The sequence below is a fragment of the Haloterrigena gelatinilytica genome (genome assembly GCF_013342145.1).
Taxonomy (GTDB): domain Archaea; phylum Halobacteriota; class Halobacteria; order Halobacteriales; family Natrialbaceae; genus Haloterrigena; species Haloterrigena gelatinilytica.
Window position 1 is genome coordinate 1,374,013 of record NZ_JABUQZ010000001.1, and the last position, 24,410, is coordinate 1,398,422.

Annotated in this window: 24 protein-coding genes; 13 read left to right on the forward strand and 11 right to left on the reverse strand. The window is 66.9% G+C overall.

Translation table 11 applies throughout. The annotated features are described in order from the left end of the window. Positions 1 to 43: 43 nt before the first annotated feature. Complete coding sequence (gene gatE / locus HTZ84_RS06995; protein ID WP_174680012.1) at positions 44 to 1,912, reverse strand: Glu-tRNA(Gln) amidotransferase subunit GatE; 1,869 nt, start codon at positions 1,910 to 1,912, stop codon at positions 44 to 46. 172 nt (positions 1,913 to 2,084) lie between these two features. Here gatE and HTZ84_RS07000 point away from each other — a divergent pair, with 172 nt between their 5' ends. Continuing rightward, the gene (locus HTZ84_RS07000; protein ID WP_174680013.1) at positions 2,085 to 2,897 is read left to right on the forward strand and encodes a hypothetical protein; all 813 of its coding nucleotides are present in this window, start codon (positions 2,085 to 2,087) and stop codon (positions 2,895 to 2,897) included. A 63-nt stretch (positions 2,898 to 2,960) separates the two neighbouring features. Next, entirely contained in the window at positions 2,961 to 3,107 is a 147-nt protein-coding gene (locus HTZ84_RS07005; RefSeq protein WP_174680014.1) for a hypothetical protein, read from the forward strand. Between the two features lie 99 nt (positions 3,108 to 3,206). Here HTZ84_RS07005 and HTZ84_RS07010 read toward each other — a convergent pair whose 3' ends face one another. Beyond that, positions 3,207 to 3,758, reverse strand: coding sequence for a plastocyanin/azurin family copper-binding protein (locus tag HTZ84_RS07010; RefSeq protein ID WP_174680015.1), 552 nt, complete (start codon positions 3,756 to 3,758; stop codon positions 3,207 to 3,209). Positions 3,759 to 4,212: 454 nt separating this feature from the next. On the opposite strand from HTZ84_RS07010, the gene HTZ84_RS07015 reads away from it, so the two are divergent. After that, on the forward strand, positions 4,213 to 5,328 hold the full coding sequence (locus tag HTZ84_RS07015; protein WP_174680016.1) for an acyltransferase: 1,116 nt from the start codon (positions 4,213 to 4,215) through the stop codon (positions 5,326 to 5,328). A gap of 36 nt (positions 5,329 to 5,364) precedes the next feature. On the opposite strand, the gene HTZ84_RS07020 is transcribed toward HTZ84_RS07015, so the two are convergent. Both HTZ84_RS07020 and btuC read right to left on the reverse strand, forming a co-directional pair. Then, the gene (locus HTZ84_RS07020; RefSeq protein WP_174680017.1) at positions 5,365 to 6,831 is read right to left on the reverse strand and encodes a heme ABC transporter ATP-binding protein; all 1,467 of its coding nucleotides are present in this window, start codon (positions 6,829 to 6,831) and stop codon (positions 5,365 to 5,367) included. Beyond that, complete coding sequence (gene btuC / locus HTZ84_RS07025) at positions 6,828 to 7,958, reverse strand: vitamin B12 ABC transporter permease BtuC (protein WP_174680018.1); 1,131 nt, start codon at positions 7,956 to 7,958, stop codon at positions 6,828 to 6,830. Before btuC ends, HTZ84_RS07020 begins: the two co-directional genes overlap by 4 nt. Before the next feature lie 60 nt (positions 7,959 to 8,018). On the opposite strand from btuC, the gene HTZ84_RS07030 reads away from it, so the two are divergent. From HTZ84_RS07030 to HTZ84_RS07045, 4 genes are all read left to right on the forward strand, one after another. Then, on the forward strand, positions 8,019 to 9,092 hold the full coding sequence (locus HTZ84_RS07030; protein ID WP_174680019.1) for a PGF-CTERM-anchored ABC transporter substrate-binding protein: 1,074 nt from the start codon (positions 8,019 to 8,021) through the stop codon (positions 9,090 to 9,092). A gap of 75 nt (positions 9,093 to 9,167) precedes the next feature. Continuing rightward, the gene (gene srp19, locus HTZ84_RS07035; RefSeq protein ID WP_174680020.1) at positions 9,168 to 9,449 is read left to right on the forward strand and encodes a signal recognition particle subunit SRP19; all 282 of its coding nucleotides are present in this window, start codon (positions 9,168 to 9,170) and stop codon (positions 9,447 to 9,449) included. 1 nt (position 9,450) lies between these two features. Beyond that, entirely contained in the window at positions 9,451 to 9,705 is a 255-nt protein-coding gene (locus HTZ84_RS07040) for an H/ACA ribonucleoprotein complex subunit GAR1 (RefSeq protein ID WP_174680021.1), read from the forward strand. 94 nt (positions 9,706 to 9,799) lie between these two features. Beyond that, positions 9,800 to 10,888 (forward strand): presenilin family intramembrane aspartyl protease PSH, encoded by a 1,089-nt coding sequence (locus tag HTZ84_RS07045; protein WP_174680022.1) that lies wholly within the window; start codon positions 9,800 to 9,802, stop codon positions 10,886 to 10,888. A gap of 99 nt (positions 10,889 to 10,987) precedes the next feature. Here HTZ84_RS07045 and HTZ84_RS07050 read toward each other — a convergent pair whose 3' ends face one another. From HTZ84_RS07050 to HTZ84_RS07060, 3 genes are all read right to left on the reverse strand, one after another. Next, a complete protein-coding gene (locus HTZ84_RS07050; protein ID WP_174680023.1) occupies positions 10,988 to 11,689 on the reverse strand; it encodes a DUF6517 family protein in 702 nt (233 codons plus the stop codon). 129 nt (positions 11,690 to 11,818) lie between these two features. Beyond that, positions 11,819 to 13,312, reverse strand: a complete 1,494-nt coding sequence (gene cysS, locus HTZ84_RS07055) for a cysteine--tRNA ligase (RefSeq protein WP_174680024.1) — start codon at positions 13,310 to 13,312, stop codon at positions 11,819 to 11,821. 129 nt (positions 13,313 to 13,441) lie between these two features. Next, positions 13,442 to 14,008 (reverse strand): DUF7523 family protein, encoded by a 567-nt coding sequence (locus HTZ84_RS07060; protein WP_174680025.1) that lies wholly within the window; start codon positions 14,006 to 14,008, stop codon positions 13,442 to 13,444. 132 nt (positions 14,009 to 14,140) lie between these two features. Between HTZ84_RS07060 and HTZ84_RS07065 the strand changes: the two genes are divergently transcribed. The 6 genes from HTZ84_RS07065 (at position 14,141) to HTZ84_RS07090 (ending at position 19,697) form a co-directional block, all read left to right on the forward strand. After that, the gene (locus tag HTZ84_RS07065; protein WP_174680026.1) at positions 14,141 to 14,395 is read left to right on the forward strand and encodes a BolA family protein; all 255 of its coding nucleotides are present in this window, start codon (positions 14,141 to 14,143) and stop codon (positions 14,393 to 14,395) included. Positions 14,396 to 14,490: 95 nt separating this feature from the next. Beyond that, positions 14,491 to 14,952, forward strand: a complete 462-nt coding sequence (locus HTZ84_RS07070) for a PH domain-containing protein (RefSeq protein ID WP_174680027.1) — start codon at positions 14,491 to 14,493, stop codon at positions 14,950 to 14,952. 5 nt (positions 14,953 to 14,957) lie between these two features. Next, positions 14,958 to 16,694 (forward strand): PH domain-containing protein, encoded by a 1,737-nt coding sequence (locus tag HTZ84_RS07075; RefSeq protein WP_174680028.1) that lies wholly within the window; start codon positions 14,958 to 14,960, stop codon positions 16,692 to 16,694. A gap of 49 nt (positions 16,695 to 16,743) precedes the next feature. Beyond that, a complete protein-coding gene (locus HTZ84_RS07080; RefSeq protein ID WP_008895299.1) occupies positions 16,744 to 17,205 on the forward strand; it encodes a PH domain-containing protein in 462 nt (153 codons plus the stop codon). After that, complete coding sequence (locus HTZ84_RS07085) at positions 17,195 to 18,838, forward strand: PH domain-containing protein (protein ID WP_174680029.1); 1,644 nt, start codon at positions 17,195 to 17,197, stop codon at positions 18,836 to 18,838. Before HTZ84_RS07080 ends, HTZ84_RS07085 begins: the two co-directional genes overlap by 11 nt. Before the next feature lie 151 nt (positions 18,839 to 18,989). After that, entirely contained in the window at positions 18,990 to 19,697 is a 708-nt protein-coding gene (locus HTZ84_RS07090; protein ID WP_174680030.1) for a DUF4013 domain-containing protein, read from the forward strand. Positions 19,698 to 19,781: 84 nt separating this feature from the next. Here the strand turns inward: HTZ84_RS07090 and HTZ84_RS07095 are convergent, their stop codons facing one another. The 4 genes from HTZ84_RS07095 to HTZ84_RS07110 form a co-directional block, all read right to left on the reverse strand. After that, positions 19,782 to 20,954: an ABC transporter ATP-binding protein gene (locus tag HTZ84_RS07095; RefSeq protein ID WP_174680031.1), complete on the reverse strand. Its 1,173-nt coding sequence runs from the start codon at positions 20,952 to 20,954 to the stop codon at positions 19,782 to 19,784. A 40-nt stretch (positions 20,955 to 20,994) separates the two neighbouring features. Further along, positions 20,995 to 21,924 (reverse strand): carbohydrate ABC transporter permease, encoded by a 930-nt coding sequence (locus HTZ84_RS07100; RefSeq protein WP_174680032.1) that lies wholly within the window; start codon positions 21,922 to 21,924, stop codon positions 20,995 to 20,997. Further along, positions 21,921 to 22,841, reverse strand: a complete 921-nt coding sequence (locus HTZ84_RS07105; RefSeq protein ID WP_174680033.1) for a carbohydrate ABC transporter permease — start codon at positions 22,839 to 22,841, stop codon at positions 21,921 to 21,923. Before HTZ84_RS07105 ends, HTZ84_RS07100 begins: the two co-directional genes overlap by 4 nt. A gap of 104 nt (positions 22,842 to 22,945) precedes the next feature. Then, positions 22,946 to 24,214 carry an ABC transporter substrate-binding protein gene (locus HTZ84_RS07110; RefSeq protein ID WP_309138860.1) on the reverse strand — a complete coding sequence of 423 codons (1,269 nt, stop codon included), beginning with the start codon at positions 24,212 to 24,214 and terminating at the stop codon, positions 22,946 to 22,948. Positions 24,215 to 24,410 lie beyond the last annotated feature (196 nt).

Genomic DNA, 24,410 nt, shown 5'->3' on the forward strand with positions numbered 1-24,410 from the left:
GAATCGACTGGACTCGAATTGAGACGGACTCGAGGCGTGGTTCCTACGCGCGCTTCTGGATCTCCTCGCGGAGCAGTTCGCTCACGAGGTCGCCGTCGGCCTTGCCGCGCAGGGCGCCCATGCACTCGCCCATGAGGCCCGAGAACGCCTGCATCCCTTCTTCTTCGACCTGTTCCTCGTTGCGCTCGACGACCTCGGCGATGGCGTCGCGGACCTCTTCCTCGTCGGCGCCCCCGAGGCCGGCTTCTTCGGCCGCCTCTTCGGCGGTCCGGTCCGGATCTTCGGCCAGCGCGGTCAGCAGGTCCGGCACGCCCTCGTTGGGGAGGTCGCCGCTCTCGGCCATCGCGAAGACGCCCTCGAGGTGCTCCCGCTCGAGGTTCTCGACGGGGACGTCGTCCCGTCGGAGTTCGGTCAGCGTCGACTCGAGGGTCGACGCCGCGAGCGTCGGATCGACACCGTCGGCGACGACGTCCTCGAACAGCGGCATGTACTCGCCGTAGGCGACCTGCTCGGCCAGCCCCTCGCCGAGGCCGTACTCGTCCCGGTAGCGCTCGACCTTCTCGGTGAGCAGTTCGGGCTCGGGAACCTCGCTCGGATCGGGTTCGACCGGCGGCACGTCCGTCTCGGGGTACATCCGCGCCGCACCCGGGAGCGGACGGAGGTAGCGGGTCGTCCCGTCGTCGTTCGCGTCGCGTGTCTCCTCGGGGACGCCCTCGAGGGCGGTCGCGGCGCGCTCGGCGGCGGCGTCGATGGCCGCCTCGGCGACGTCGGTGTCGGCGGCGACGATGGCGACGGCGTCCTCGGACCCGGCGCCGACGGCCTCGCGCAGGTCGTCGACCTCGCCTTCCGTCACGCCGTAGGCCGGCAGTTCGTCCGTGTGGAAGATCCCGCCGGTGCCGTGGCGCTTGGCGTGATCGGAGAGTTCGGTCCCCAGACGACGGTCGGGGGCGATCTCGCGGCCGACGATTCCGTCGAAGCCGTAGAGCGGCACCGCCATCACGGACCCGCCGGAGTTCAGCGCGCCCGCGATCACGCCGCTTTCCGTCTCCGCGAAGACGTCCGTCACGTCCTGTACCTCGCCCACGGAGGCCTCGCGCTCTGCTAACTCCGCGGCGATGTCGACGAGTTCGGCCTGCCGGCCGACCTCGTTGCGGACGATGTCGTCGATGTCGTCGAGACTCTGGACGCCCTTGATCTCGACGCGGGCGCCCTCCTCGATGGAGACGTTGACGTCCTGGCGGATCGTCCCGAGCCCGCGCTTGACCTTCCCCGTCGAGCGCAGGAGCATCCCGATCCGCTCGGCGGCCTCGAGGGCCTGCTCAGGCGTCGAGATGTCCGGGCTGGTGCCGATCTCGACCAGCGGAATCCCGAGCCGGTCGAGGCTGTAGCGCACGCCCGAATCGGTCTCTTCGACGCGCTGGGCGCTCTCCTCTTCGAGCAGCATGTCCTCGATTCCAACGGCACCCTCGCTGGTCTCGATCTCGCCCTCGGTGGCGATCAGCGTCGAGCGCTGGAACCCCGTCGTGTTCGAGCCGTCGACGACGATCTTGCGCATCACGTGGGCCTGATCGACCGGTTTCATATCCATGAGCTGGGCGATCTCGAGGGCCGTCTCGAGGGCCTCCGCGTCCAACTCGTGGGGCGGTTCGTCGTCCTCCTCGACGAGACAGGTCGTGTCGTACGCGAGGTACTCGAACTCGCGGTCGACCTTGCTCTCCTCCAAGGCGGCCTGGTCGATCTCGCCCAGTTCGCTCCGCGTCGGGTGGAGGTAGCGCGTGAAGCTGCGCGTCGACTCCTCCGGTTCGCGGAGCTCGGTCGGACACTGGCAGAACAGCTTCGTCGCCGTGTCGAGTTGCTGGTGGATCTCCAGCCCGGCGACGAGTCCGAGCTCGTCGTAATCGTACTCGCTCATTGGCGGCCACTCGGAGGCGGAGGGGTAAAAAACCGTCCAGTTACGGCCGGACCGACGGCGGCCCCGTTCCGCCGGGATTCGGTTTCGCGGCGTCGGTCGCGTGTTCGTTCTCCCGGGAGGCTCGCGCGTGCCGATCGACTTAATAGCGCGTTTCGACGTATGCTTCCGTACGATGGGGAAACGGGACCGATTCAACGGGGACGCGGAGGTACTGTATCATCGCGCGGTGAGAACGCCGTTGCCGAACCTCAAGGCCGAGCGGGTATTCCACGAGAACATGATGACCGTCGCGGCGGCCCGCGAGCGGAAGGCGGACCTGCTCGCCGATCCCGACGTCCCGCTCCTGGACGCCTATGAGGCGGAACTCGAGCGCGTCGCTGAGAGTTTCGAGCGGCGGCTTCGCCGGATCGTCGGCGACGACTACCGAGCGGTCGCCAGGGCGTACCACCGCGGCGAGCGCGACGATCGACTCGGGGCGATCGCCGCCTATTACGTCGAGGGGCTGTGGCGCATCCAACAGCGGACGACCGTGACGGACATGTTGTTCTCGCCGCTCATCCTTCGCTACCCCGATAGCTTCACGACGAATATCCGATTCGCCGGCAGCTACACCACGCCGAAATCGATCCGCTACGAGTCGCCGGAGCACTCGTCGGAAGCGTTGACCGACGATCACGCGGAGACCTACTACAGGGAGAGCGTCTACACGCAACAGTGCGCGGCGGAGTACCTCAGGGAAACGGCGGCGCTCATCCGCGAAGCGTTTCCCAACCCCGACGAAACGGGCTTCGAGGAGCGCAAGTACGGCGGTATCGTCTCCGCGGGCGGTCGGCGCGGATCGGAATTCTCCGCGATGCTCGAGCGCGTCGAGCCCGATCCCGATCGCTTCTCGGAACCGATCGACGAGCCGACGCTCGTCGAAGCGGGGCCGGAAGCGAGACGGACGGAACGAGCGCTCCGCCTCGAGGGGGAGATCGTCGGCTGACCGCCGCGGTGCAGTCGCACGAGCAAGCCCAACGGCTACGCCCCGCTGTCCGCTCACTCGAGTATGGTCAGACTCTCCACGATCGTGATCCTGCTCGCGATCGTCCTCGGTATCGGTCTCATCCCGATCCCCGTCATCCCCGGCGTCGGCATCGTCGTCGGGATCTCGGGGATCGTGATCGGAATCATCCTCCGCGTCCTCGGACACTGAGCGCAGTCGCTCGAGGATCCTGCTGAAACGTTCGCACTCGACACTCGAGGGTGATCACGCCGAACGAGCGGAGACCAGACCGCGACTCCGCTCGTTCGATCACTCGCTTGAGTTCTCGTCCGCCGACTCGTTGCCCTCCGTTCCGTGTTCGTGTCCCTCGTGTTCGTGGGGCGCCAAGTCGAATCCCTGGCCCAGTTCGACGTCGCCGCGCATCGCCTCGGGATGGTACTCGCAGTAGTACTCCGCGGCGTCCTCGCTCGCTTCGAACGTCATCGACACCGCCTCGCCCGCTTCCTCCGAGGAATCGGACTCCTCGAGTTCCTCGCCGTCCTCGGTCTCGATGATCAGTTCGTGTTCGGCGCCGTCGACGTTGATCCAAACCAATTCGTACTCCGTCCCCGCCGCGAGGTCCAGCGTCGGGTTCTCCTCGCCTTCGATCTCCTCGGGCGCGATGCCGTACCAGTACTCGCTCCGGCCGGCGAGGATGATCGGTCTCCGGTCGGCGTCGTCACCCGTGCCCTCGTGAGCGTCCCCGTCGCTCTCGTTACTCTCGTTCTCTTGGGCGGTCGCCGCAGTCGCCAGTCCGCTCGCGGCGGCCGTCGCACCGATGAGCCGCAGCGCCGTCCGTCGGGTCGGATCGTAATCGCTCATGTGGTTGCGAGATCCCGCGGCCGGAGAAAAAGCCACGCACCCGTCTCTCGAGAAACGACGTTCTGCGTCCGGTTAGAGCGCGGTTTGCGCGCGAAACTGTGCTAAACTATCTCTAGCTCGGAGAAACGGCCGCGATTTCCGCTCGAGCGCGTGCGCGTTTCAAGCCTCGAGGGCACCCTCGGCCGACTGCGGGATCGTTCGGCGTCTCCCCGTGATCGCCTTCGGGCCGACTGCGAGTTACCGATCGCTCGGTCTTCCGTCCGAAACTAATGTCAACACCAAATCAAATAATGGACGATATTGGCGAGAGTATCGAACGGTTCGGCTTCACACCGAACTCTAGTCAAGTGAATTAGGTAGTAGGGAGGGCCGTCCCACTAAATACGTTCCCGAGTCTGAATATCTTCTAATTGAGGCCCAAAAGCAATATATAAGGGTGAAATTTGCCCGGACAATGTCCGATCGCATCTACAGCATAGATGCAATGCGCATCATTGCGATGGCGTTTATTATCACAATACACACAGACCCGTTCAGAGGGATCGGTGCGCACGGCAATATCCTCAACTTCGTTATAGATTCGTCGGCGCGGTTCGCGGTGCCGTTCTTTTTCGTAACGTCCGGATACTTGTTCGCCCGCAAGATCGCTCGCCGCGATCCGGTCGAGTATTTCGCCGAGCGAGCGGCGACGATTTCGTCGATCTACGCGTTCGGACTGTTGCTCTCTGCGCCGGTGTTCCTCGCGGGGTGGGTCGTCCGCGCCGGTCTCGAGAACCGAGACATCGCGAGCACCGTCGTGCTCAAACTGACCGAGTTCGTCTCGCCGCTCGCGCTCCTGTACTACGGCAATTCGGTGAGCGAGATCCTCTGGTTCCTTCCGGCGCTGCTCTTCTCGCTCGCGATCATCTGTTCGTTCGTCGTCTTCGGCGCCACGAAATACCTGGTTCCGATTTCGCTCGGCCTCCACGTCGTCGGCCTCCTCGGATCGAGCTACACGATGTTCGTGGACGTTCCGTTCGAAGTCAGAGACGCGCTGTTCTTCGGATTCTTTTACACCAGCCTGGGGTACGCGCTCCACTCGAGCGAGTGGCGACCGAGTGCCGATCGAAGCGCGCTCTTTCTCGGCGCGACCGTCCTCTTCGGCGCGCTCCACCTGGGCGAACGATACGTTCTGGGATACGTCGTGACGGACGAGACGTTGGGTCACGGCGTCTACACGTCGAGTTACACGATCGCGACGGCGCTGGTCACGCTCTCGCTGTTCCTGTTTCTCCTGTCGCGTCCGACGCTCGGCGCGCGGACGCCGCTCCCCGCGTGGGGGAAGTACGCCGTCGGCGTTTACGTCGCACATCCCGCCGTTCTGTTCGCGCTCGAGACCGCGGCCGAGGTGCTCGAGGGACTGGGGTACGAGGTTCAAACCACGCTCCTGTGGCACTTCGCGTTGACGCCGGCGACCTTCTTCGGAGCCTTGCTCGTCTACGTCACAGCACACCGCGTCGGCGCGATCGAGATCGGCGGCTCCCACCTCCCGAGCGTCCGATCGATCGGGAAGTACGTGCAGCGCCAGTAGGCGTCGACGTCGTCGCGGTCGGCCTCACCGGCCGGTTCAGTCGTTCGAGGACTCGGCCGACACGCCCGCACTCGAGTCGCCGTCCGACGAACTCGAGTCGGTCTCCGACGAGTCGAAATCGACGACCGAGCGCGCCGATTCCGATCCGCTTTCGAGCGCGCTCCGGATCGCCTCGAGGATCGTCTCCGGGGTCGCCACGAGCCCCCGCTTCCGTTCCGGAGACGCAGTCGGTCCCGCTCGAGACGAATCGTCTTCCGCCCGCGTCGCGATGACGACCGCGTCGGCCGCCGCCTCGACCGACTCGAGGAGCCGCCGCGTCCCCGCGCCGTCGGATTCGAACACGCTCTCGGTCACGACCGTCGCGTCGGCGTTCCGAACGCGATCCTCGAACGCCGTCAGATCGGCCGGCGAGAGCGACTCGAACGGCGCCACCTCGAGGCGATCGATCTCGAGCGAGCGAGCGGTTTCGGCCGCCGTATCGCCGCTCGTGACGGGGCCGACGGAAACGTCGAACTCCGCTCCCGCCGTCGCGAGTCGGGCGACGACGCCCGCGGCGGCCTGTCCGGTCCCGAGGACGTGGACGCGAACGCGACGGTCGGGTCCGTCCTCGCTGCGGACCTCGACTCCGGCGTCGTTCGGGAACGCCGTCACCGTCTCCGTCCCCGTGATCGGATTCCGCGTCACTGCTGCGGTCGCGTCGAAGACGTCCGAAAGCGACTCGCCGGTGAGGACGTCCGCCGGCAGTCCGTTCCGATAGACCTCGCCGTCGGCGAGCATCACCAGCCGGTCGCAGTAGCGCGCGGCCAGCTCGAGGTCGTGGATCGCCGCGCAGACGGTCCGGCCCTCCGCGACCAGCTCGCGGACCAACTCGAGGGTCTCGAGCTGGTGGTTGACGTCGAGGCTCGCCGTCGGTTCGTCGAGCAGCATGACCGGCGTCGCCTGCGCGATGGCCCGCGCGAGCACGACCCGCTGGCGCTGGCCCCCGCTGACCTCGTCGATCGGTCGGTCCGCCAACTCGGCGGTGCGGGTGCGCTCGAGGGCCCGTTCGACTACCGCGCGATCCTCGGGCGTCGGTCCCGAGAACCGCGAGCGGTGGGGGTGTCGCCCCATCTCGACGACGTCGCGAACGGGGAAGGAAAACGACAGCGTCGTGTCCTGCGGGACGACCGAGACCAACTGACTCGAGCGCTTCGAGGGGACGTCGTGGACGTCGACGCCGTCGACGGTGACCGTTCCCGAATCCGGCTCGAGCGCGCCGCTGAGTAGCCGCAGGAGGGTCGTCTTCCCGGCGCCGTTGGGACCGACGAAGCCGACGAACTCGCCGGGATCGACGGTCAGCGAGACGTCCTCGAGCACCGTGAGGTCGCCGAAGGAACGCGAGACGCCGTCGACGGCGATCGACGCCGACTCGACGGACGATTCGGGTTCGGGATCGGGATCGGGATCGACGGGTGGGTCCCGATTGGTGCCGTCGCCGCGCTCGCCGTTTTCGAAGCCCCTCACACCGAATGCACCTCCCGGCGGGTCAGCAGGAACAGGAAGAAGGGCGCGCCGAGCGCGGCCGTGATGATGCCCACGGGAACGATCGGCGTGTCGATCGCGGGGCCGACGGGCAGCGGAAGCGTTCCGAGCCGCGCGATCGTGTCGGTCGCGACCAGAAACGACGCGCCGGCGAGGGCGCTGGTGGGCAACAGAATCCGGTGGTCGGGACCGACGAGCAGCCGCATGATGTGGGGCACGACGAGGCCGACGAAGCCGATGACGCCGGCGACGGCGACGCCGGCCGCGGTGACGAGACTCGCGAGCGCGAGCAGGAGGAGTTTGGTCCGCTCGACGTCGACGCCGAGGTGGTGAGCGTCCTCCTCGCCCAGCAGGAGGACGTTCAGGTCCCGGGCGTAGGCCAGCAAGATCGTCACGCCGACGACCGTCACCGGGAGCGCGAACTTCACGTCGCCCCACGTGCTGTTGCTGAGGTGTCCCATCATCCAGACGACGGCCTGGCGGAGGTCGTCGCCGCTGTGGACGAGCATGTACGAGATCATCGCGCCGAGAAACGCCTGGACGGCGACGCCGGCCAACAGGAGCGTCGCGACCGGCGTCCGGCCGCCCTCGGTCGCGATCGCGTAGACGAGAAACGCCGTCCCCAGCGCGCCGACGAACGCCGAGAGGTGGAGGCTCCCGAACGGGACCAGCGCCGGGAACGCGATCGCCGCGACCGCGCCCGCCGCGGCCCCCGACGAGACGCCGATGATCGACGGATCGGCCAGCGGATTTCTGAAAAAGCCCTGCATCACCGTTCCCGCGGTCGAAAGCGAGATCCCGACCGTGGCGGCGAGGACGATTCGAGGCAGCCGAATGTCCGCGACGATGATCTGGTGGGACGACCGCACGTCGAACGAGAAGAGCGGCGCGTACTCGAGGCCGGGGACCGGAACCCCGATGCCGAGTCCGGGGATCGTCGCGCTCTCGACCGCGAGTCCGACGGGAACGGCGATCGCGTTGAGGACGGCCATCGCGACCGTCGTCGGCTCGATCCGGACCGAACCGAGCGCGGCGCTGGCGACGACGACGGTCGCCAGCAGCGCGATCAAGCCGGTCGACCACGCGACGACGCGGCCTCGCTGGTACATGGGTCTCAACCACGGTTGGTTTAGGCAAATATTTGTTGAAGTACCCCCAGAACTCGAGGTATGCGAACTGTATTATCCGTTTTCGTTGTGATGCTCGTTGCTACTGCAGCGTTCGCCCCGGCCGCAGTTGCCGGGAGCAGCGCCACCGCCGTCGGCACGGACGGTACGTCGGCACAACAGGACGCCGACCTCGACTGTGAGTACCCGATCGAACTCACCGACGCGACCGGCGAAACAGTCACGATAGACGAACCGCCCGAAGAGATCGTCGCGTTACAGCCCAGCGACGCCCAGACGACCTACGCGATCGGCGCCGAAGACAAGGTCGTCGGGATGCCGATCAGCCAGTACACGGACTACCTCGAGGTCGAGGACCACGCGACCGATATCAGCGAAGACGACGGATCGAGCGTCGACACCGAGCAAGTGATCGACCTCGAGCCGGACGTGGTGATCGCGGCCAACACGGCGCTGTATCAGGAGGGTCTGATCGAGCAGCTCCGCGACGAAGCGGGCCTGACCGTCTACGTCGTCGACGAGGCGACGTCGATCGACGACGTCTACGACAACGTCGCCGTGACCGGACAGCTCGCCGGCGAATGTGAGGGTGCGAACGACACGATCGAGGAGATGGCGGAGCGCCTCGACGATGTCGAGCCGGACGCCGACGAGTCGCCGACCGCGTACTACGCGATGGGCGACGACGGGACCACGGCCGGTCCGGGAACGTTCAACCACGACGTGCTGGAAGCCGCCGGACTCGAGAACATCGCCGAGGAGGCCGGCGTCGAGGGCTGGGGCGAGATCGATCCCGAGTCGGTCGTCGACGCGGATCCGGATCTAATCGTCTACCCGGACTACCAGGACGAACCGCCCGTTCCCGACGCCGTCGAGTCGACGACGGCGTATCAGAACGGGAACACCGTCGCGGTCAACGACAACTTCATGAACCAGCCCGGGCCGATGATCGTCGAGACGGTCGAAACCCTCGCGCAGGCCGCCGAAGAACAGGCGGCAGAAGAGGAGGACGAGACGAGCGCTGACGGTGAGGAGGACACGATCCCCGGCTTCGGGGCTCCCGTCGCGGTCGCCGCGGCGCTCGCCGGCGTCGGCATCCTCGCGCGTCGTCGATAACCGCCGAACCGCAACCGCCGTCCCCGGCGCCCCGTTTTGAAAAGCATTTACCCGTCGGACTGCCGAGATGAGTGTATGGTCGAAAACGTCATCTGGCCCGCCTATCTCGACGCGAACCGAACCCGCTCGGAGGGACGGCGCGTCTCGCAGGACCTCGCGGTCGAAGAGCCGTCGGTCGACGAAATCGCGAAAGCCGTCCAGCAGATCGGCTACGACGCCACGATCGAGCGGGACAAGGCCTACTCTCGAGAGCACTGGGCCGACCGCGGCCGGGTCGTCGTCCGCGGCGCCGACGACTCGACGAAAAACGACCTCGTTCAAGCCGTCGCGGCGTACGTCGTCGCGATGCGCGACTGACGTGCGCCGGATCGGCTCCGTCGTCCGCACCGCACAGGGACTGGCCGTCCTGCGGGCGGAGGACACCGACGACGGATCGAACGACGGCGATCGCTTCCGCGACGAGATCGGAACGTCGGTTCTCGACGACTCCCTCGAGTCGGTCGGTCGCGTCGTCGACGTCTTCGGTCCGGTCGACCGCCCGTATCTCGCGGTGACGCCGGACGACGACGTCCACCTGCCGTCGCTCGTCGGGTCGACGCTGTACGCGCGGTAACGCTACCCCCGTCTCGGCCCCGAGCCGTCGATTCTTCGAGCCGCCTCGAGGGGAGAGGAAAACACCCATAGGAGGCGGGTGCGAACCGCGGGCTATGAACGATCGGACGCGAGTCCTTCTCGCCGTCGGATTGACGGTCGCGCTCTTTCTGAGCGTCCAACTCGGCGCGCTGGCGCTGGTCGAACCCTTCTACGAGGGCGGCCACCAGTCCGTCGAGAACCCCGACGATCCGACCAACAGTCTCGTCTACTTCGGTATCATTCTCGTCGCGACCGCGCTCATGCTCGTCACCATCAAGTACGACGTCGAGTGGCTCATCAAGGCCATGATCATCGGCGTCAGCGTGATGATCTCGTGGTACGTCTTCGCCGAACTCGTCCCGTCCGTGGTCACCGTGGGCTCGGTCAACGTCGTCGCCGCGGCCGCCGCCGTGGCCGTCGGCGGCGCCCTCCTGCTCTATCCCGAGTGGTACGTCATCGACATCACGGGCGTCGTGATGGGCGCCGGCGCGGCCGCCCTGTTCGGCATCAGCTTCGGGCTCCTGCCCGCGCTGCTGTTGCTGACCGTCCTCGCGGTCTACGACGCGATCAGCGTCTACGGCACCGAGCACATGCTGGACCTCGCCGAGGGCGTGATGGCGCTCAAGATCCCCGTCGTCCTCGTCGTCCCGACGACGCTCTCCTTTTCCTACCTCGACCCCGAGAGCACCGAGGGCGTCGTCGACGGCCACGAAGAGACCGACGCTGGAAGTGATACCGGCGACCCGAGCAGCGTCGACGACTCGAGTCCGACCGCCGCCTCGAGCACCGACGGCGGGCCGCGTCCGGACGACACAGCGGCGGCGGACGAGACCGACGCCGACCCGGCGGCCGACGGGGACGACGCCCTCGAGCGCGACGCCCTCTTCATCGGGCTCGGCGACGCCGTCATTCCGACGGTCCTCGTCGCGAGCGCGGCGTACTTCCTCGAGGTCGGGACGCTCGACGTCCCCGTAATCGCGTTGAACGTTCCGGCGCTGGGCGCGCTGCTCGGCACGATCGCCGGCCTGCTCGTGCTCATGTACATGGTCCTCAAGGGCCGACCCCACGCGGGACTGCCGCTGCTCAACGGCGGTGCGATCGCCGGCTACCTCGTCGGCGCGCTCGCGAGCGGGCTCTCGCTGGCGGCGGCGCTGGGACTCTGATCGCGTCGACGGGAGCGCCGGTCACGAGGCTTCTATTCCGCGGAAAAACGAATCGCGCTGAATCGCATCGTCGCGGATCGATTACGTGGTCCGCTCGAGTTACTCGTCGCCGTCCTCGAGTTCGACGTCCACGTCGTCGCCGTGCTGGATCCCGGCGGTCATGGTATCGGCGCGATCCTGCTCGGACTCCATCGGAACGTTCTCGTCGTCGGGATAGACGGCGACGACGACGACGTGATCGCCGCCGTGTTCGGCCCGGGCGACGTCGACGTAGACGTCGACTTCGGTTTCGCCCTGCAGCGTCGCCGCCCCCTCCCACGTGTCGAACCGCACCGCCGCGTCGAGGCCGTCGATCTCGTCTTTGGTGATGGCCCGGCCGCCGATATTGTCGCCGACCTCGAGGCCCTCGTACTGTCCCTGCAGGTAGTCGACGAGTTCGGCCTTGGACATCTCCCCGACGGGATTGAACTCCTCGCCGGCGACGGAGACCTGCGGCGTCGAGACGAGCGCGAAGACGCCCGCTTTCGTGTCGGAGCCGAAGGCGTCAAGGGGCAGTTCGATCGTCCGCGTGTACTCGGTGATGTAGTTCGTGACTTCGACCGACTCGCCGGCGAACTCGCGCTCTTCGACGAGTTCCTCGGTTCCCTGGTACTCGTAGCCGGCCTCCCCGGCCGCGTCCTCGCTGACGCGGATCGGCGAGGCTTCGAACGTCGTGGCGTCGTCGATGAGATCGCTGAGACAGCCCGCTGAGACGCCGACGGCGCCGGCGGCGGCCGCGGCAACGAATCGTCGTCGATTCATACTATTCTGGTCGACCGTACTCTGAAGCATAAATTTCGTGGTCTTCGTCACGTCGTGGAACGGGAACGGGAACGGGAACGACGGACGCCGGCGTCGGCATCGACGGTTCGCAGGGTGTCCGGCCGACCGTTACTCGCCGGAGGGGAGCCGATAGGTCGCGCCGTCGTCGGTGTCCTGGACCTCGATACCAAGCGCCTGCAGTTCGTCGCGCAGGTCGTCGGCGCGCTCGTAGTTGCCCGCCTCGCGTTCGCGCTCGCGGACCTCGAGGACGAGGTCGACGACGTCGCCCGCGAGGTCGGCCGTCCCGGTCGTCTCGCCGGCGAAGGAAAGCCCGAGCACGTCGCCGAGTTCCTCGAGGGCGTCGACGGCGTCCCGGAGGCCCCGATAGTCGTACTCCGCGCGGTCCTCGAGGTGGGCGTTGATCGCCGTCGCGATCTCGAGCAACGCGGACTGGGCCTCGCGCGTGTTGAAGTCGTCGTTCATCGCCGCGACGAACGCGTCGCGGGCCGTCTCGATCTCCTCGCGGAACGACGCGTCCTCGACTTTCGTCCGCGCGTCGGGGGAGTCGACCGCCTCGACCGCGGCCTCGTAGGCGCGCTCGAGGCGGTCCCAGCGTTCCTCGGCCTCGGCGATCGTCTCGTCGGAGTAGAGCTGTTTGCTGTTGTACGAGCCCGCGGTCAGGAACGTCCGCAGGACGTTCGTTCCCCACCGGTCGACCGCGTCGTCGACGGTGACGAAGTTCCCCAGACTCGAGGACATCTTCTCGTCGTCCATCTGGAACAGCTCGCAGTGGAGCCAGTAGTTCGCGAACGCCTGGCCGGTCGCGGCCTCGGACTGGGCGACCTCGTTCTCGTGGTGGGGGAAGACGAGGTCCCGTCCCCCGACGTGGATGTCCAGCGTCTCGTCTAAGTGGGTCATGCTCATCGCCGAGCACTCGATGTGCCAGCCGGGTCGGCCCTCGCCCCACGGCGACTCCCAGGTCTCGCCCGCGGGCGGGTCGGCGCCGTGCTCGACGCCCTCGTGGCGGTGTTCTTCGACCGCGCTCTCGTCGACGGCGCCGGCCTTCCAGAGCGCGAAGTCCGCCGGGTGGCGCTTCTCCGAGCGCTCGTCCGGATCGCCCTGGGACTCGATCTCGTCGAGTTCCTGGTTCGAGAGCTTGCCGTACTCCTCGAAGCTCGTCACGTCGAAGTAGACCGAGCCGTTGGACTCGTAGGCGTAGCCCTCCTCGACCAAGGTCTCGACGAGGTCGATGATCTCGGGAATGTGCTCGGAGACGCGGGGGTAGACCTCGGCCCGCAGGAGGTTCAGCGATCGCATGTCCGCGAGGGTGCGCTCGATGTAGGTCTCGGCGACGCCGAGTTCGTCCTCGCCCAGCTCGTCCTCGCCGACGCGGGCGACGATCTTCTCGTTGATGTCGGTGAAGTTCTCGACGTGACGCACGTCGTAGCCGAGGTACTCGAGCCAGCGGTGCATGACGTCGACGTGGACCCACGACCGCGCGTGGCCCAGGTGGGGCGGGTCGGAGACCGTCAGGCCACAGTAGTACAGCAGGACGCTCTCGGGATCCCGTGGCTCGAACGGCTCCTTCTCGCCCGTCAACGTGTTCGTCACGTGCAGGGTCATTAGCGACACTTCCCCCGGCCGGAAGTTAAACCGTGTCATCTACACACGGCGGAGCTAGGGCCGCGACGCGGGGTCTGCCTCGCGTCCACCCTCGAAGCCGACTACCCTCCCGGCCGATCGATCACCGGACTACCGTTCGCTCGAGGCCGCCGCCGGAACGCGCTCGAGGGCGTCCTCGATCGTTCGCAGCGCCATCGCGCCGTCACGGCGGTCGACGACGACGACCAGCGAGCCGTCGCCGACGGCGGCCGCGACGGGTTCGGTGTCATCGATCGAGAGCGCTTGGAGCGCCGTCGCGAGGGCCCGCGAGTCGACGGCCCCCGTCGCGACGATTGCGGTCAGACTCCCGTCTCCGTTCCGCGGACCGAACGTCGTGCCGCCGACCGTCAGCAGCCCCGGTTCGGAGTCGCCGTCGTCCGTCCCAGTCGCTTCGCCGTCGCCCCGTTCGCCGCGCCCGCTCCCGTCGTCGAGAGCGGCGATTCCGCTCTGCATCCGAACTCTGGCGTCCCTTGAGCCCGTGTCGTACGCCGGCAACTCCTCGGCGTAGCGGCGCAGCGCCGTCGCCACCGCGTCGGTCCCCTCGTCGACGTCCAGATACCGGGCGGCGGCGGTGTAGTTGACGACGCCTGCCCGTAACGCGGCCCGGAGGAACGGCCGTCGATCGACCGCCCGGCGCGTCTCGGCTGCCAGTGACATACCACCGACAGCGGGTGGAGCGGGTATAAAACAGGGGGTCACACGCCCGTTCGAAGCGCCGCGGGCGTCCGTTCCCGTCGGGGACGAGCGCGGACCGCCGTGTTTTTGCCTCGAGCGCCCGTCGTTTCGACCATGCAACCGGCAGACGTCGAGGAACTCATCGAATCGAACCTCGAGGACGCGGAGGCGGAGGTCACGCACGCGCGAGACGAACACGACGACGACCACCTCGCGGCGACGGTCGTTTCGCCCGCGTTCGAGGGCCAGCCGCTGGTCCAGCAACACCAGCAGGTCTACGACGCCCTCGACGGCCACATGACGACGGACATCCACGCCCTCGAGCTGTCGACCTACACACCCGAGGAATACGAGGAGTACGAGGGCTAACGACGGGTTACCATGGCTGGCGCTCTCCCGACCGTCGGCCGCGCCGTCGAACCGCCGAACCCCAGTTTTATCCGCCGTTCCTGAAAGATACCCGTATGGAATCGCTTCACCCCCGCGTTCGACTCCTCTGGATCGCCCAGGGGGCGCTCGCGGCGATCGCGCTCGGCGTCGGACTCGCGGCCGTCGACCGGTGGGTCGTCGACGTTCCGACGATCGCCCTCGGCGTCGTCGTCGCGTTCGGCGTCGTCCTCGGCGTCGCCTACGCCGTCCGGCGCTACGGCGTCTGGCGGTTCGAGATCGAGTCGGACGCGCTCTACCTCGAACGGGGCGTCGTCACCTTCGTCGAGACCGCGGTCCCGTTCGTCCGGGTCCAGCACGTCGACACGCAGTTCGGCCCCGTCGAACGCGTCTTCGGCCTCTCGAGCGTGGTCGTCTACACCGCGGGCTCGCGGAACGCCGACGTTCGCATTCCGGGGCTGACCCCGGAGCGCGCCGAGAAGATCCAGGATACGCTCCGCCAACTGGCCACCGAGAGCGACGCCACCGACGCCGTCTGACCGCGATGAACCGTCTGCACCCACTCAGCGCGGCCGCGTACGCCCTCCAGTACGGATTCCTCTGGCTGTCGGTCGCGTCGATCCTCACGCTCCTCCTCGGCGGGATCTTCGACGCGATCGAGTCGGCCTGGGTTCCCATCGCCGCGCCGGTGGGCCTCGTCGTCGGAGCGGCCTACGGAATCGCCTACTACTACCGGTTCGAGTACGGCATCACTCCGGACACGTTCGACGTCGCCTCGGGGGTGCTCGCCCGCCGATCGCGCGAAATCCCGTACGAACGCATCCAGAACGTCGACGTCCGACAGGGCGTCTTTCAACGACTGCTCGGCCTCGCCGTCGTCTCCATCGAGACCGCCGGCGGCGGCAGCACCGAGGCCGCGCTGAACTTCGTCAGCGAATCGGAGGCCACCCGGCTCCAACACCAGATCCGCACGCGAACCGCCGAGGTGAAAGACCGCCGGCGCGGGCGCGGACGGTCCGACGCGTCGGCGACCGACGAGCGGAGCCCTGCGACCGACGAGGCCTCGAGCGACGCCGAGGCCGAGCGGACGAACGCCGCGACCGACCTCGACGAACCGGCGCCCGACGCCGACGGACCGACGGCGGAACCCGAGTCGACGGACGATACGACAACGAGCGATTCGGAACCGGTCTCAGCCGGTCGCGACCGCGTCGCCGGACCCGACCCGCGGGGACCGCGTCGACAGCACCTGTTCGCACTCGAGGCGCGGGAACTCCTGCTCTACTCGTTTACGTCGTTCCGCCCCGCCGCCGTCGCGGCCCTGCTGGGGTTGTTCTTCCTCGCGACCGACCTCGCCATCGAACTGCTCGTGAGCGCCGCGCGGCCGTTCGGCGGTCCAGCGACGCTGGGCGAGGGGTCGACCGCCAGCTACGGAATCCTCACGGTGGTGTCGATCGTCAACGGCGTCGTCTCCGCGTACGTGCTGAGCGTCGTCTACACGTTCGCCGCCTACTACGACTTCCGACTCGGTCGGGCCGGCGGGGACTTCGTCTACGAGCGCGGGCTGCTCCAGCGCTACAGCGGCTCGATCCCCGTCGAGAAGGTGCAGTCGGTGACGGTGACCGCCAACCCGCTCCAGCGACTGATCGGATACGCCGGACTGTGGGTCGAAACGGCCGGCTACGGGCCCGAGAGCGACAGCGGGGGCAGCCAGTCGGCCGTGCCCCTGGCGGAACAGGGTCGCGTCCATCGGTTCACCGAGACGCTCACCGGCGTCGAATCGCCGCGGTTTAGAAGCCCGCCGACGACGGCGCTCCGACGGTATCTCGCCCGGTACGCAATCGTCGCAACGCTCGTCGTCGCGGCCGCGTTCGCCGTCGCGCAGTTTACCGCCCTCGAGCGCTGGTACGCCGCCGCCGTCGTCTTCGTCGCGGTCCCGCCCGCGGCCTTCCTGAAGTACGTCAACCTGGGCTACTACGTCGGCGAGGACCACCTCGTCGTCCGACGGGGCTTCTGGAAGCGACGGACGACCGTGATCCCTTACTACCGGATCCAGACGGTCTCGACGCGGCGGTCGATCTTCCAGCGTCGCCTCGGGCTCGCGTCGCTGGTCGTCGACACGGCGAGTTCGCGCAGTTTCTACTGGACGTCGCCGACGATCTACGACGTCGACCTCGAGGACGCGCGCGACGTTCACGGCACCGGCCGAAAACGCCTCCAGACGGCCCTTCGCGAGCGCGCCCGAGCCGACGACAGCGGGCTGACGATCGACTTTACGTGAGCCGCGACGATCCCGAGATTTTATTGAACAGCACTAACACTTTTCGGATATGGAAGCCCTCCATCCCCGCATCAGACTCTTCTGGATCGCGAAGGGAGCGATCGGCGCGATCGCTCTCGGCGTCGTGCTCGCGGCCGTCGATCAGTGGGTGACCGACGTTCCGACCGCCGCGATCGCCGCCGTCGTGCTCCTCGGCCTCGGCCTCGGAATCGCGTACGCGGTACAGCTCTACCGGGTCTGGCAGTACGAAGTCCAGTCCGACGCGCTCTACCTGGAACGGGGTGTCCTCACGTTCGTCGAGACCTCGGTGCCGTTCGTTCGCGTCCAGCACGTCGACACGCAGTTCGGGCCGATCGAGCGCGCCCTCGGGCTCTCGAGCGTGGTCGTCTACACGGCGGGCTCCCGGAACGCGGACGTCCGCATTCCGGGGCTGACCCCCGACCGAGCGCGCGACCTGCAGGATACGCTTCGCAAACTGGCCGTCGAAAGCGAGGCCGACGATGGCGTCTGAGACGAACCGTCTCCACCCGCTCAGCGGGGCGATGATGGCCGTTCGGCGGGGCGTCACCGGACTCTCGATTCCCGTGTTCCTCACGGGAATCGTCCCGACCGCCCTCGGCATCGACGCCGACTTGGCCGTCGACCTCCTGTTCGTCCTCGCTCCGCTCGGCTTCGTCGTCGGCGTCGGCTACGGCCTCGCGTACTACTACCGCTTTACGTACGCGCTCACGGCGGACACGTTCGACGTGACGTCGGGAGTATTCTCCCGGCGCGCCCGCGAGATTCCGTACCGCCGCGTCCAGAACGTCGACGTCTCGCAGGGGATCGTCCAGCGACTGCTCGGCCTCGCCGCCGTCTCGATCGAGACCGCCGGCGGCGGCAGCACCGAGGCGACGCTGCGGTTCGTGAGCAGCGACGAGGCCGATCGCGTCCGCTCGGAAATCCGACGGCGAACGGCCGCGCTCGACGACGCGAGCGACGCGGCCGAGGGGTCCGCGGCGCCCGATTCGGTCTCCGAGACCGCCGACGAGGACGTCGTAGAGCCCCAGCGCGACAATGACGCCGCTCGAGGCGATCGATCGACGACGCTCCTGTTCGAACTGGAGGTCGGCGAACTGCTGGTCTACGCCGCGACGGCGTTTCGGTGGGGCGCCGCTGTCTTCCCGATTCTGCTGGTGACCCTGTTTCTGGACGCCGATTCGGGTGCGGGCTTCGTTCCCGACTTCGTCTTCGAGACCGCCCGGGCGGTCGGCGGTCCCGAATCGATCGACGGGGCCCCGGTCAACGCGCTCCTCATTCTGGCCGCGGTCGCCGCGCTGCAGTGGTTCGTCGCCACGTACGTCGCCAGCGCGCTCTACACGATCGTGAACTACTACGGGTTCCGGCTCGGCCGGCAGGGGAACGATCTGCTCTACGAGCGCGGGCTGCTCCAGCGCTACAGCGGCTCGATCCCGACCGACAAGATTCAGTCGGTGACGGTGACCGACAACCCGCTCCAGCGGCTGGTCGGCTACGCCGGCCTCTGGGTCGAGACCGCCGGCTACGGACCGGAGAGCGCCGGCGGGAATCAGTCGGCCGTTCCGATGGCCGCCGAATCGCGGATCTATCGCTTCGCGACGGCGCTGACCGGCGTCGACCGCCCCGACTTTCGCGGCGCGTCGCCGCTTGCCCGACGTCGGTACCTCGTGCGCTACTCGCTGCTGGCCGTCGGCGTCGTCGCCCTCGCCTTCGGAGCCAGTCGAGTGACGGGCCTCGAGCGCTGGTATCTCGCCGCGGTCGCCGTCGCGGCGGCGCCGCCCGCCGCGCACCTGAAGTACGTCAACATCGGCTATCACGTCGGGGACGATCACATCGTGATCCGGCGCGGGTTCTGGCGACGGCGGACGACGGTTATTCCCTATTACCGCGTGCAAACGATCTCGACGCGGCGGTCGATCTTCCAGCGCCGCCTCGGACTCGCGTCGCTGGTCGTCGATACGGCCAGCTCCCAGACGTTCTCCTGGTCGGAACCGACGATCGAGGACATCGATCTCGAGACGGCGCGGACGCTCCACGAAACCTGCGGCGAGCGACTGCAGACGGCCTTGCGCGAGCGTGCCGGAGACGACGTCGGGCTCTCGGTGGAGCCCGGCGACCGATCGTGAGTCCCCGCGCCGACACCGCGTTCGAGTCGGCGGCCGACGTCGCTGCGGTGCCGCGTGAGATCACGACGTTTTTGCCCCGACCGTTCGACTCGCAGAGTATGGCTTCAGCCGGCATCGACCGAGCAATCGCGGAGCGCAACCGGGGGCGGTCATGATCAGCGACGCGCTTCGGTACCCGGTCAGCGACGCCCTCGGACGAGCGGCGCTGCTCAGGTGCGGCGTCAGCGTCGTCGCGCTCGCGGTCGGGGTGCGGTACGCGGTCGCGGTCGCGCCGTCGGTCGTCGCGCTCGTTCCCGCGGCCGTCGCGTTCGTCGGCGCCGTCGTCCTCTTCGGCACGGCGGCCGTCATCCTCGGATCGGACGACCGACGACCGTTGCCGTCCGTTCGGGCGGTCGTCCGCCCCGGCCTCGAGGCGCTCGCCTTGTCGGTCGTCGTCCTCGTCCCGGCGATCGCCCTGCTGACGCGATCGCTGATCGAGACGCCGGCGGCGCTCGCACAAGAGAACGGCGCGGGGCTGGGACTGTTCTCGCTCGTCTCCTCGACGATCGCGATCTTCTTCTTCGTCGCGTGTGCGTACGCGTATCCGGCCGCCGTGGCCGCGAGCGTCTCGACCGGACGACTGCGCGCGGCCGCCGAGGCGGAGACGGTACTGCCCGCGTTGACCGATCCGACGTACTTCCTGCGGTGGACCGTCGGATTTTCGTTCGTCGTGGTCGCGGCGTGGCTCGTCGCGATAGCCGTCAGTCGTGGCGACGTGCTGGGGTTGCTCGCCGCGGGGGTCGCCGCCTACGCCGTCGTCGCGGGCGCCCGCGCCGTCGGCGTCGGCTACGCTCGAGCGTCGGGCGGCGGGCCGAGATAGGAACGGCCGATCGAACGTCGAGCCGTCTCGAGAGAAGGAGTCGCTATCACCGGTCTCGAGAACCGGCGGGTCGATCGTCGTCGATCAGATGTTCGGCGCTCGAGGCTCGCTGCTCTCGACGCGGCGGTTGTGGAGCGCCTCGTTGGTTTTCCCGTCGAAGACGTGAATCGCGTCCTCGGGGATGTGTGCGACCACGCTGTCGCCGGCTTCGATCCGGCTCATCCCGTCGATCGTCACGATGGCCGTCTCGCTTCCGTCCTCGCCGAGATCGAGGTAGACGATGTTCTCGTCGCCGGTCGGTTCGACGACGGTGACCGTCGCGGGGACGGTGTGGCCGTCCGCGCGCCGAGGGTTGCCGTCGCTGTGTTGGATGTCGATATCCTCCGGCCGCACGCCGAGGACGAGATCGCTCCGGTCGCCGATCGCCGTCGCGATGTCGTCCGAGACGGCGTACTCGAGGTTCCCGCCGACGAGAACGGCTCCGTCGCCGTCCGCGTCGCGGCGCGTGACGTCGAAGAAGTTCATCGCCGGCTCGCCGATGAAGTCCGCCACGAACGCGTTCGCTGGTTCGTGGTAGCACTCGAGGGGCGTGCCGACCTGCTGCAGTTCGCCGTCGTTGAGGATGGCGATCCGGTCGCCCATCGTCATCGCTTCCGTCTGGTCGTGCGTGACGTAGACCGTCGTCGTCTCGAGTTGCTCCTGGAGCTGCTGGAGCTCGGTCCGCATCTGCGCGCGGAGCTTGGCGTCTAAGTTCGAGAGGGGTTCGTCCATCAGGAAGACGGCCGGCTCCCGGACGATCGCGCGGCCGAGCGCGACCCGCTGTTGCTGGCCGCCGGAGAGCTCTTCGGGCTTCCGGTCCAGCAGGGGATCGATCCCCATCATCTTGGCGGTCTCTTCGACTCGGGTGGCGATCTCGTCGTCCGAGAGGTCGGTGGACTCCTCGAGTCCGAACGCCATGTTCTCCCGCACGGTCATGTGCGGGTACAGCGCGTAGGACTGGAACACCATCGCGATGTTTCGCTCCTTCGCCGGCAAGTCGTTGATCACCCGGTCGTCGAGGCGAATCTCGCCGTCCGTGATCGACTCGAGTCCCGCGATCATTCGCAGCGTCGTCGACTTGCCACAGCCCGAGGGGCCGACGAGGACGAGGAACTCCCCGTCCTCGATGTCGATCGATACGTCGTTGACGGCGACGATCTCGTTGCCGTCGTCTTCCGTGAATACTTTTCGTACGTCGTCGAGTTGGGTTTCTGCCATCGTCAGAGCCTCCGGTTTCGTACCAGTAGTCGTCGGTCGGTCATGTCTGTACCCCCTCCGCGAACTTGTCGGCGAACAGCACGTAGACGAGCAGCGTGGGGAGCGCCGTGATGAACGCGCCCGCCATCCGAAGCGGGTAGTCCGTTCCCTCGAGCGACTGGCCGAGCCCGGACAGGATGAGGGTCGCGGACGCGGCCGGGTCGTTGGTGCTCCCGATGATCGTCAGCGAGAACAGGAACTCGTTCCAGATCTGGGTGAACTGGAAGATGAACACGACCGCGAACATCGGGATCGACAGCGGGAGGACGATCCGTTGGTAGACCCGCCAGATCGACGCGCCGTCGAGTCGCGCGGCCTCGATCATCTCCTCGGACATCGTCTTGTACTGCGACCGGAACAGCAGCGTCACGATCGGAATCCCGTAGGCCGTGTGCGTGATGATCAACTCGAGGATCGTCGCGTAGTGCGGCTCGAGCAGCGGGAGGCCCCACAGGAACGAGAGCCGCGTGCCCAGTTGCATGTACTGGCTCCAGAACTGGAAGAGCGGGACGATCACCGCCTGATACGGGACGAAGATGCCCGCGATGAACAGCGACAGCACGGCGATCTGCCCTCGCCAGTCGACGAGCGTCAGCCCGTAGGCGGCCATGCTGCCCAAGATCGCACACAGGATCGTCGAGGGGATGGTGAACAGCATGCTGTTGACCATCCCGGGCGCGAGGAAATCGAACGCGACCTGCCACTTCTCGAACGTGATCCAGCTTCCGGTAGTGGGCGGAAGGAAGGGCATGGTATTATCGAGTCCCGCCGACGTTTTGATCGACGTCACGAGTCCGGACTCGATCGGGATCAGGTAGAACCCGACGAGGCCGGCCAGCGTCGCGTACAGCCCGATCTGGCCGATCGAAATCCCGCCGGTCTCGTGGTCTGTCGACGTCGCCTGCTCGGTGGTGACTGATTGTTCGCTCATAGGTTCCCCCGCTTGTATTGATTGTACAGGTACGGCGCGATGACCGCCAGCGACAGCACGAACAACATGAGCGCGATCGACGATCCGTACGCCCACTCTGCTCGACCGAACGACTCGCGGACCATCTTGGTCGCCAGAATGTCGGCCCCGCGGCGAGGTCGGTAACCGTCGAAGGTCGCGTACAGGAAGTCGAAGGCCTTCAGCGCGAACAGCACTAACACGACGGATGCGCTGACCGTCGCCGGCCGTAACTGCGGAACGATTACGCGCCAGTACATCCGAAGCGTGCTCGCTCCGTCGACTCGTGCGGCCTCGTACTGGTCGTTCGGGATCGACCGGAGCGCTGCGAGGTAGATGATCATCGTGTACCCGCTGAACTGCCAGACGAGCGCGAAGATCACCGCTCCCAACACGAGTTTGGGACTCCCGAGCCAGCGATAGGGGCCGAGGCCGAAGAGCCCGATGAACTGGTTGACGATGCCGTTGTTCACGTTGTACATCCACCGCCAGAACTGGGCCGTGACGATGAACGAGAGGGCGAACGGCAGGAGGTAGATCGTTCGAAACGACCTGCTGAACCGGATCTCACGGTCGAGCAGCAGCGCGAGGAGCAGGCCGACGACCAGACACACGAGCGTGAATCCCACGAGCAGGACGAACGTGTTTCGCGTCGCCGCCCACATCCCCGGATCGTCCAGCATCGCCCGGTAGTTGTGCAGCCCGAGGTTGCTGTAGTCCGGATCGCCGAATCCGGAGTACTCCGTCAGCGAGAGCAGGAGGTTCCAACCGATGGCGGCGTAGACGAAAAAGCCCATCAGCAGGAACGGCGGCAGCCAGAACGGCGACGACTGCACGATATCGCTGTCGAGCCAGCGTCGAAGTGTCGAGCGCTCCTCGCTCGTCCCCCCGTCAGTCACGACGCGTCGCTCGCGACTCGTCCGTTCGCTTTCGGAGTCCTCGACCCGGGTACGCCGGACGCTACGCAGTAATGCTAAAAAACGTTTCATGTTTGTGGGACGAGTTAGACGGAGTCCATGAACCCGCTCGTTGCACCGTCGACGTCATAGGGGTCCGCGAAGTTGTTGTTGAGGACGCCCTCGAGGTCGTCCTGGGTGGTCGGATTCACGGCGAGACCGTGTGCGAGCGTCGGCGGCTTCTCCGACACGTTATCGAAGTCGTCGATCGTGTCCGTGAGGTAGGCGTTGAACTCGTCGGTAGGCACGTCCGTCAGCGTCGGAATCGATCCCTTGTACTGGTTGAACGCGACCTGCGCTTCTTCGGACCCGACGAACTGGAGCCAGGTCGCGGTATCGTCCGGCGTCGGATTGTCGCTCGGGTAGATGAACGAGTCGATGTGGAGGGTGTAGTAGTCCTCCGTCCCGGGGTACTGGATCGCGTCCCAGTCGGTGCCGTACTCGAGGTCGCGGTCGTCCGCGATGTATGCGCCGGCGGCCCAGTTGCCCTGGTGGATGAACGCGGCGTCGCCGCTCATGATGTCCTGGTTGACCTCGGTGAAGTCGACGGAGGCCGCGTCGTTGTTGATGTAACCGAGGATCTCTTCGAGCTTCTCGAAGGTGTCGCGGACGGCGCTCTCGTCGCCGTTGCCTTCGATGAAGTTCATGTAGGCCTCGTAGCCGTGTTCGCCGAGCATCGTCTGGGCCCACGTCTGGAGGATACACCACGGCTCGAGCGAGAACGCGAACGGCGTCGCGTCGGTCTCCGACTCCACGGCGTCCAGCGCGTCGATCAGCGCGTCGGCGCTGTCGATCGAACTCGGATCGACGCCGGCGCTCTCGAGGACCTCGACGTTGTAAAAGAGGTCGTTCAGGCGGTGGGAGCCGAGCGGAACCGCCGAGAAGCCGCCGTTGTGCTGGCAGAGTTCGACCGCTTCCTCGACGTGGGCGTCCTTCAGGTCGGCCTCGTCCCACACCTCCGACTCGATGTCGCCGACCGCATCTCCGTACAGTTCGAGGTTCGCGCCGGGCCATCCGGCGAACGAACTCGGCGGATCGTTCCCCTGGAGTCGGTTACGAACCGTGTTGTCGAGGTTTTCGTTGCCGCCGCCGCCGATCGGGTTCTCGTCGTAGTCGACGTCCGAGTGCTCTTCCTCGAACGCCGAGAAGAGCGCGTCAGCGGCCTCTTTCCCGTCGCCGCCGGTCCATCCGTGAAGGACTTCGAGCGTACTGCCGCCACCGCCGGTACAGCCCGCGAGGGCGGTTACACTCGCCGTTCCTGCTATACCCGCACCCTTGAGAATCGTTCGACGTGATAGGTTGTTACCGTCGGCCACAGTGAATCACACATAATTAATAGTCCATACCCCCCTTAATAGTTTCCATAATTAATTACATTCTGAGTGAATCTGCTAAGCCGGCTGACGAATACCTTGCGGGCTGGCGATACCACGCTCAGATAGGGCGATCCGATCCCCCGGTATTCAGCACCGTGTCTCGGACGTATACCGGTGGATTTTACGCACCCGCCGG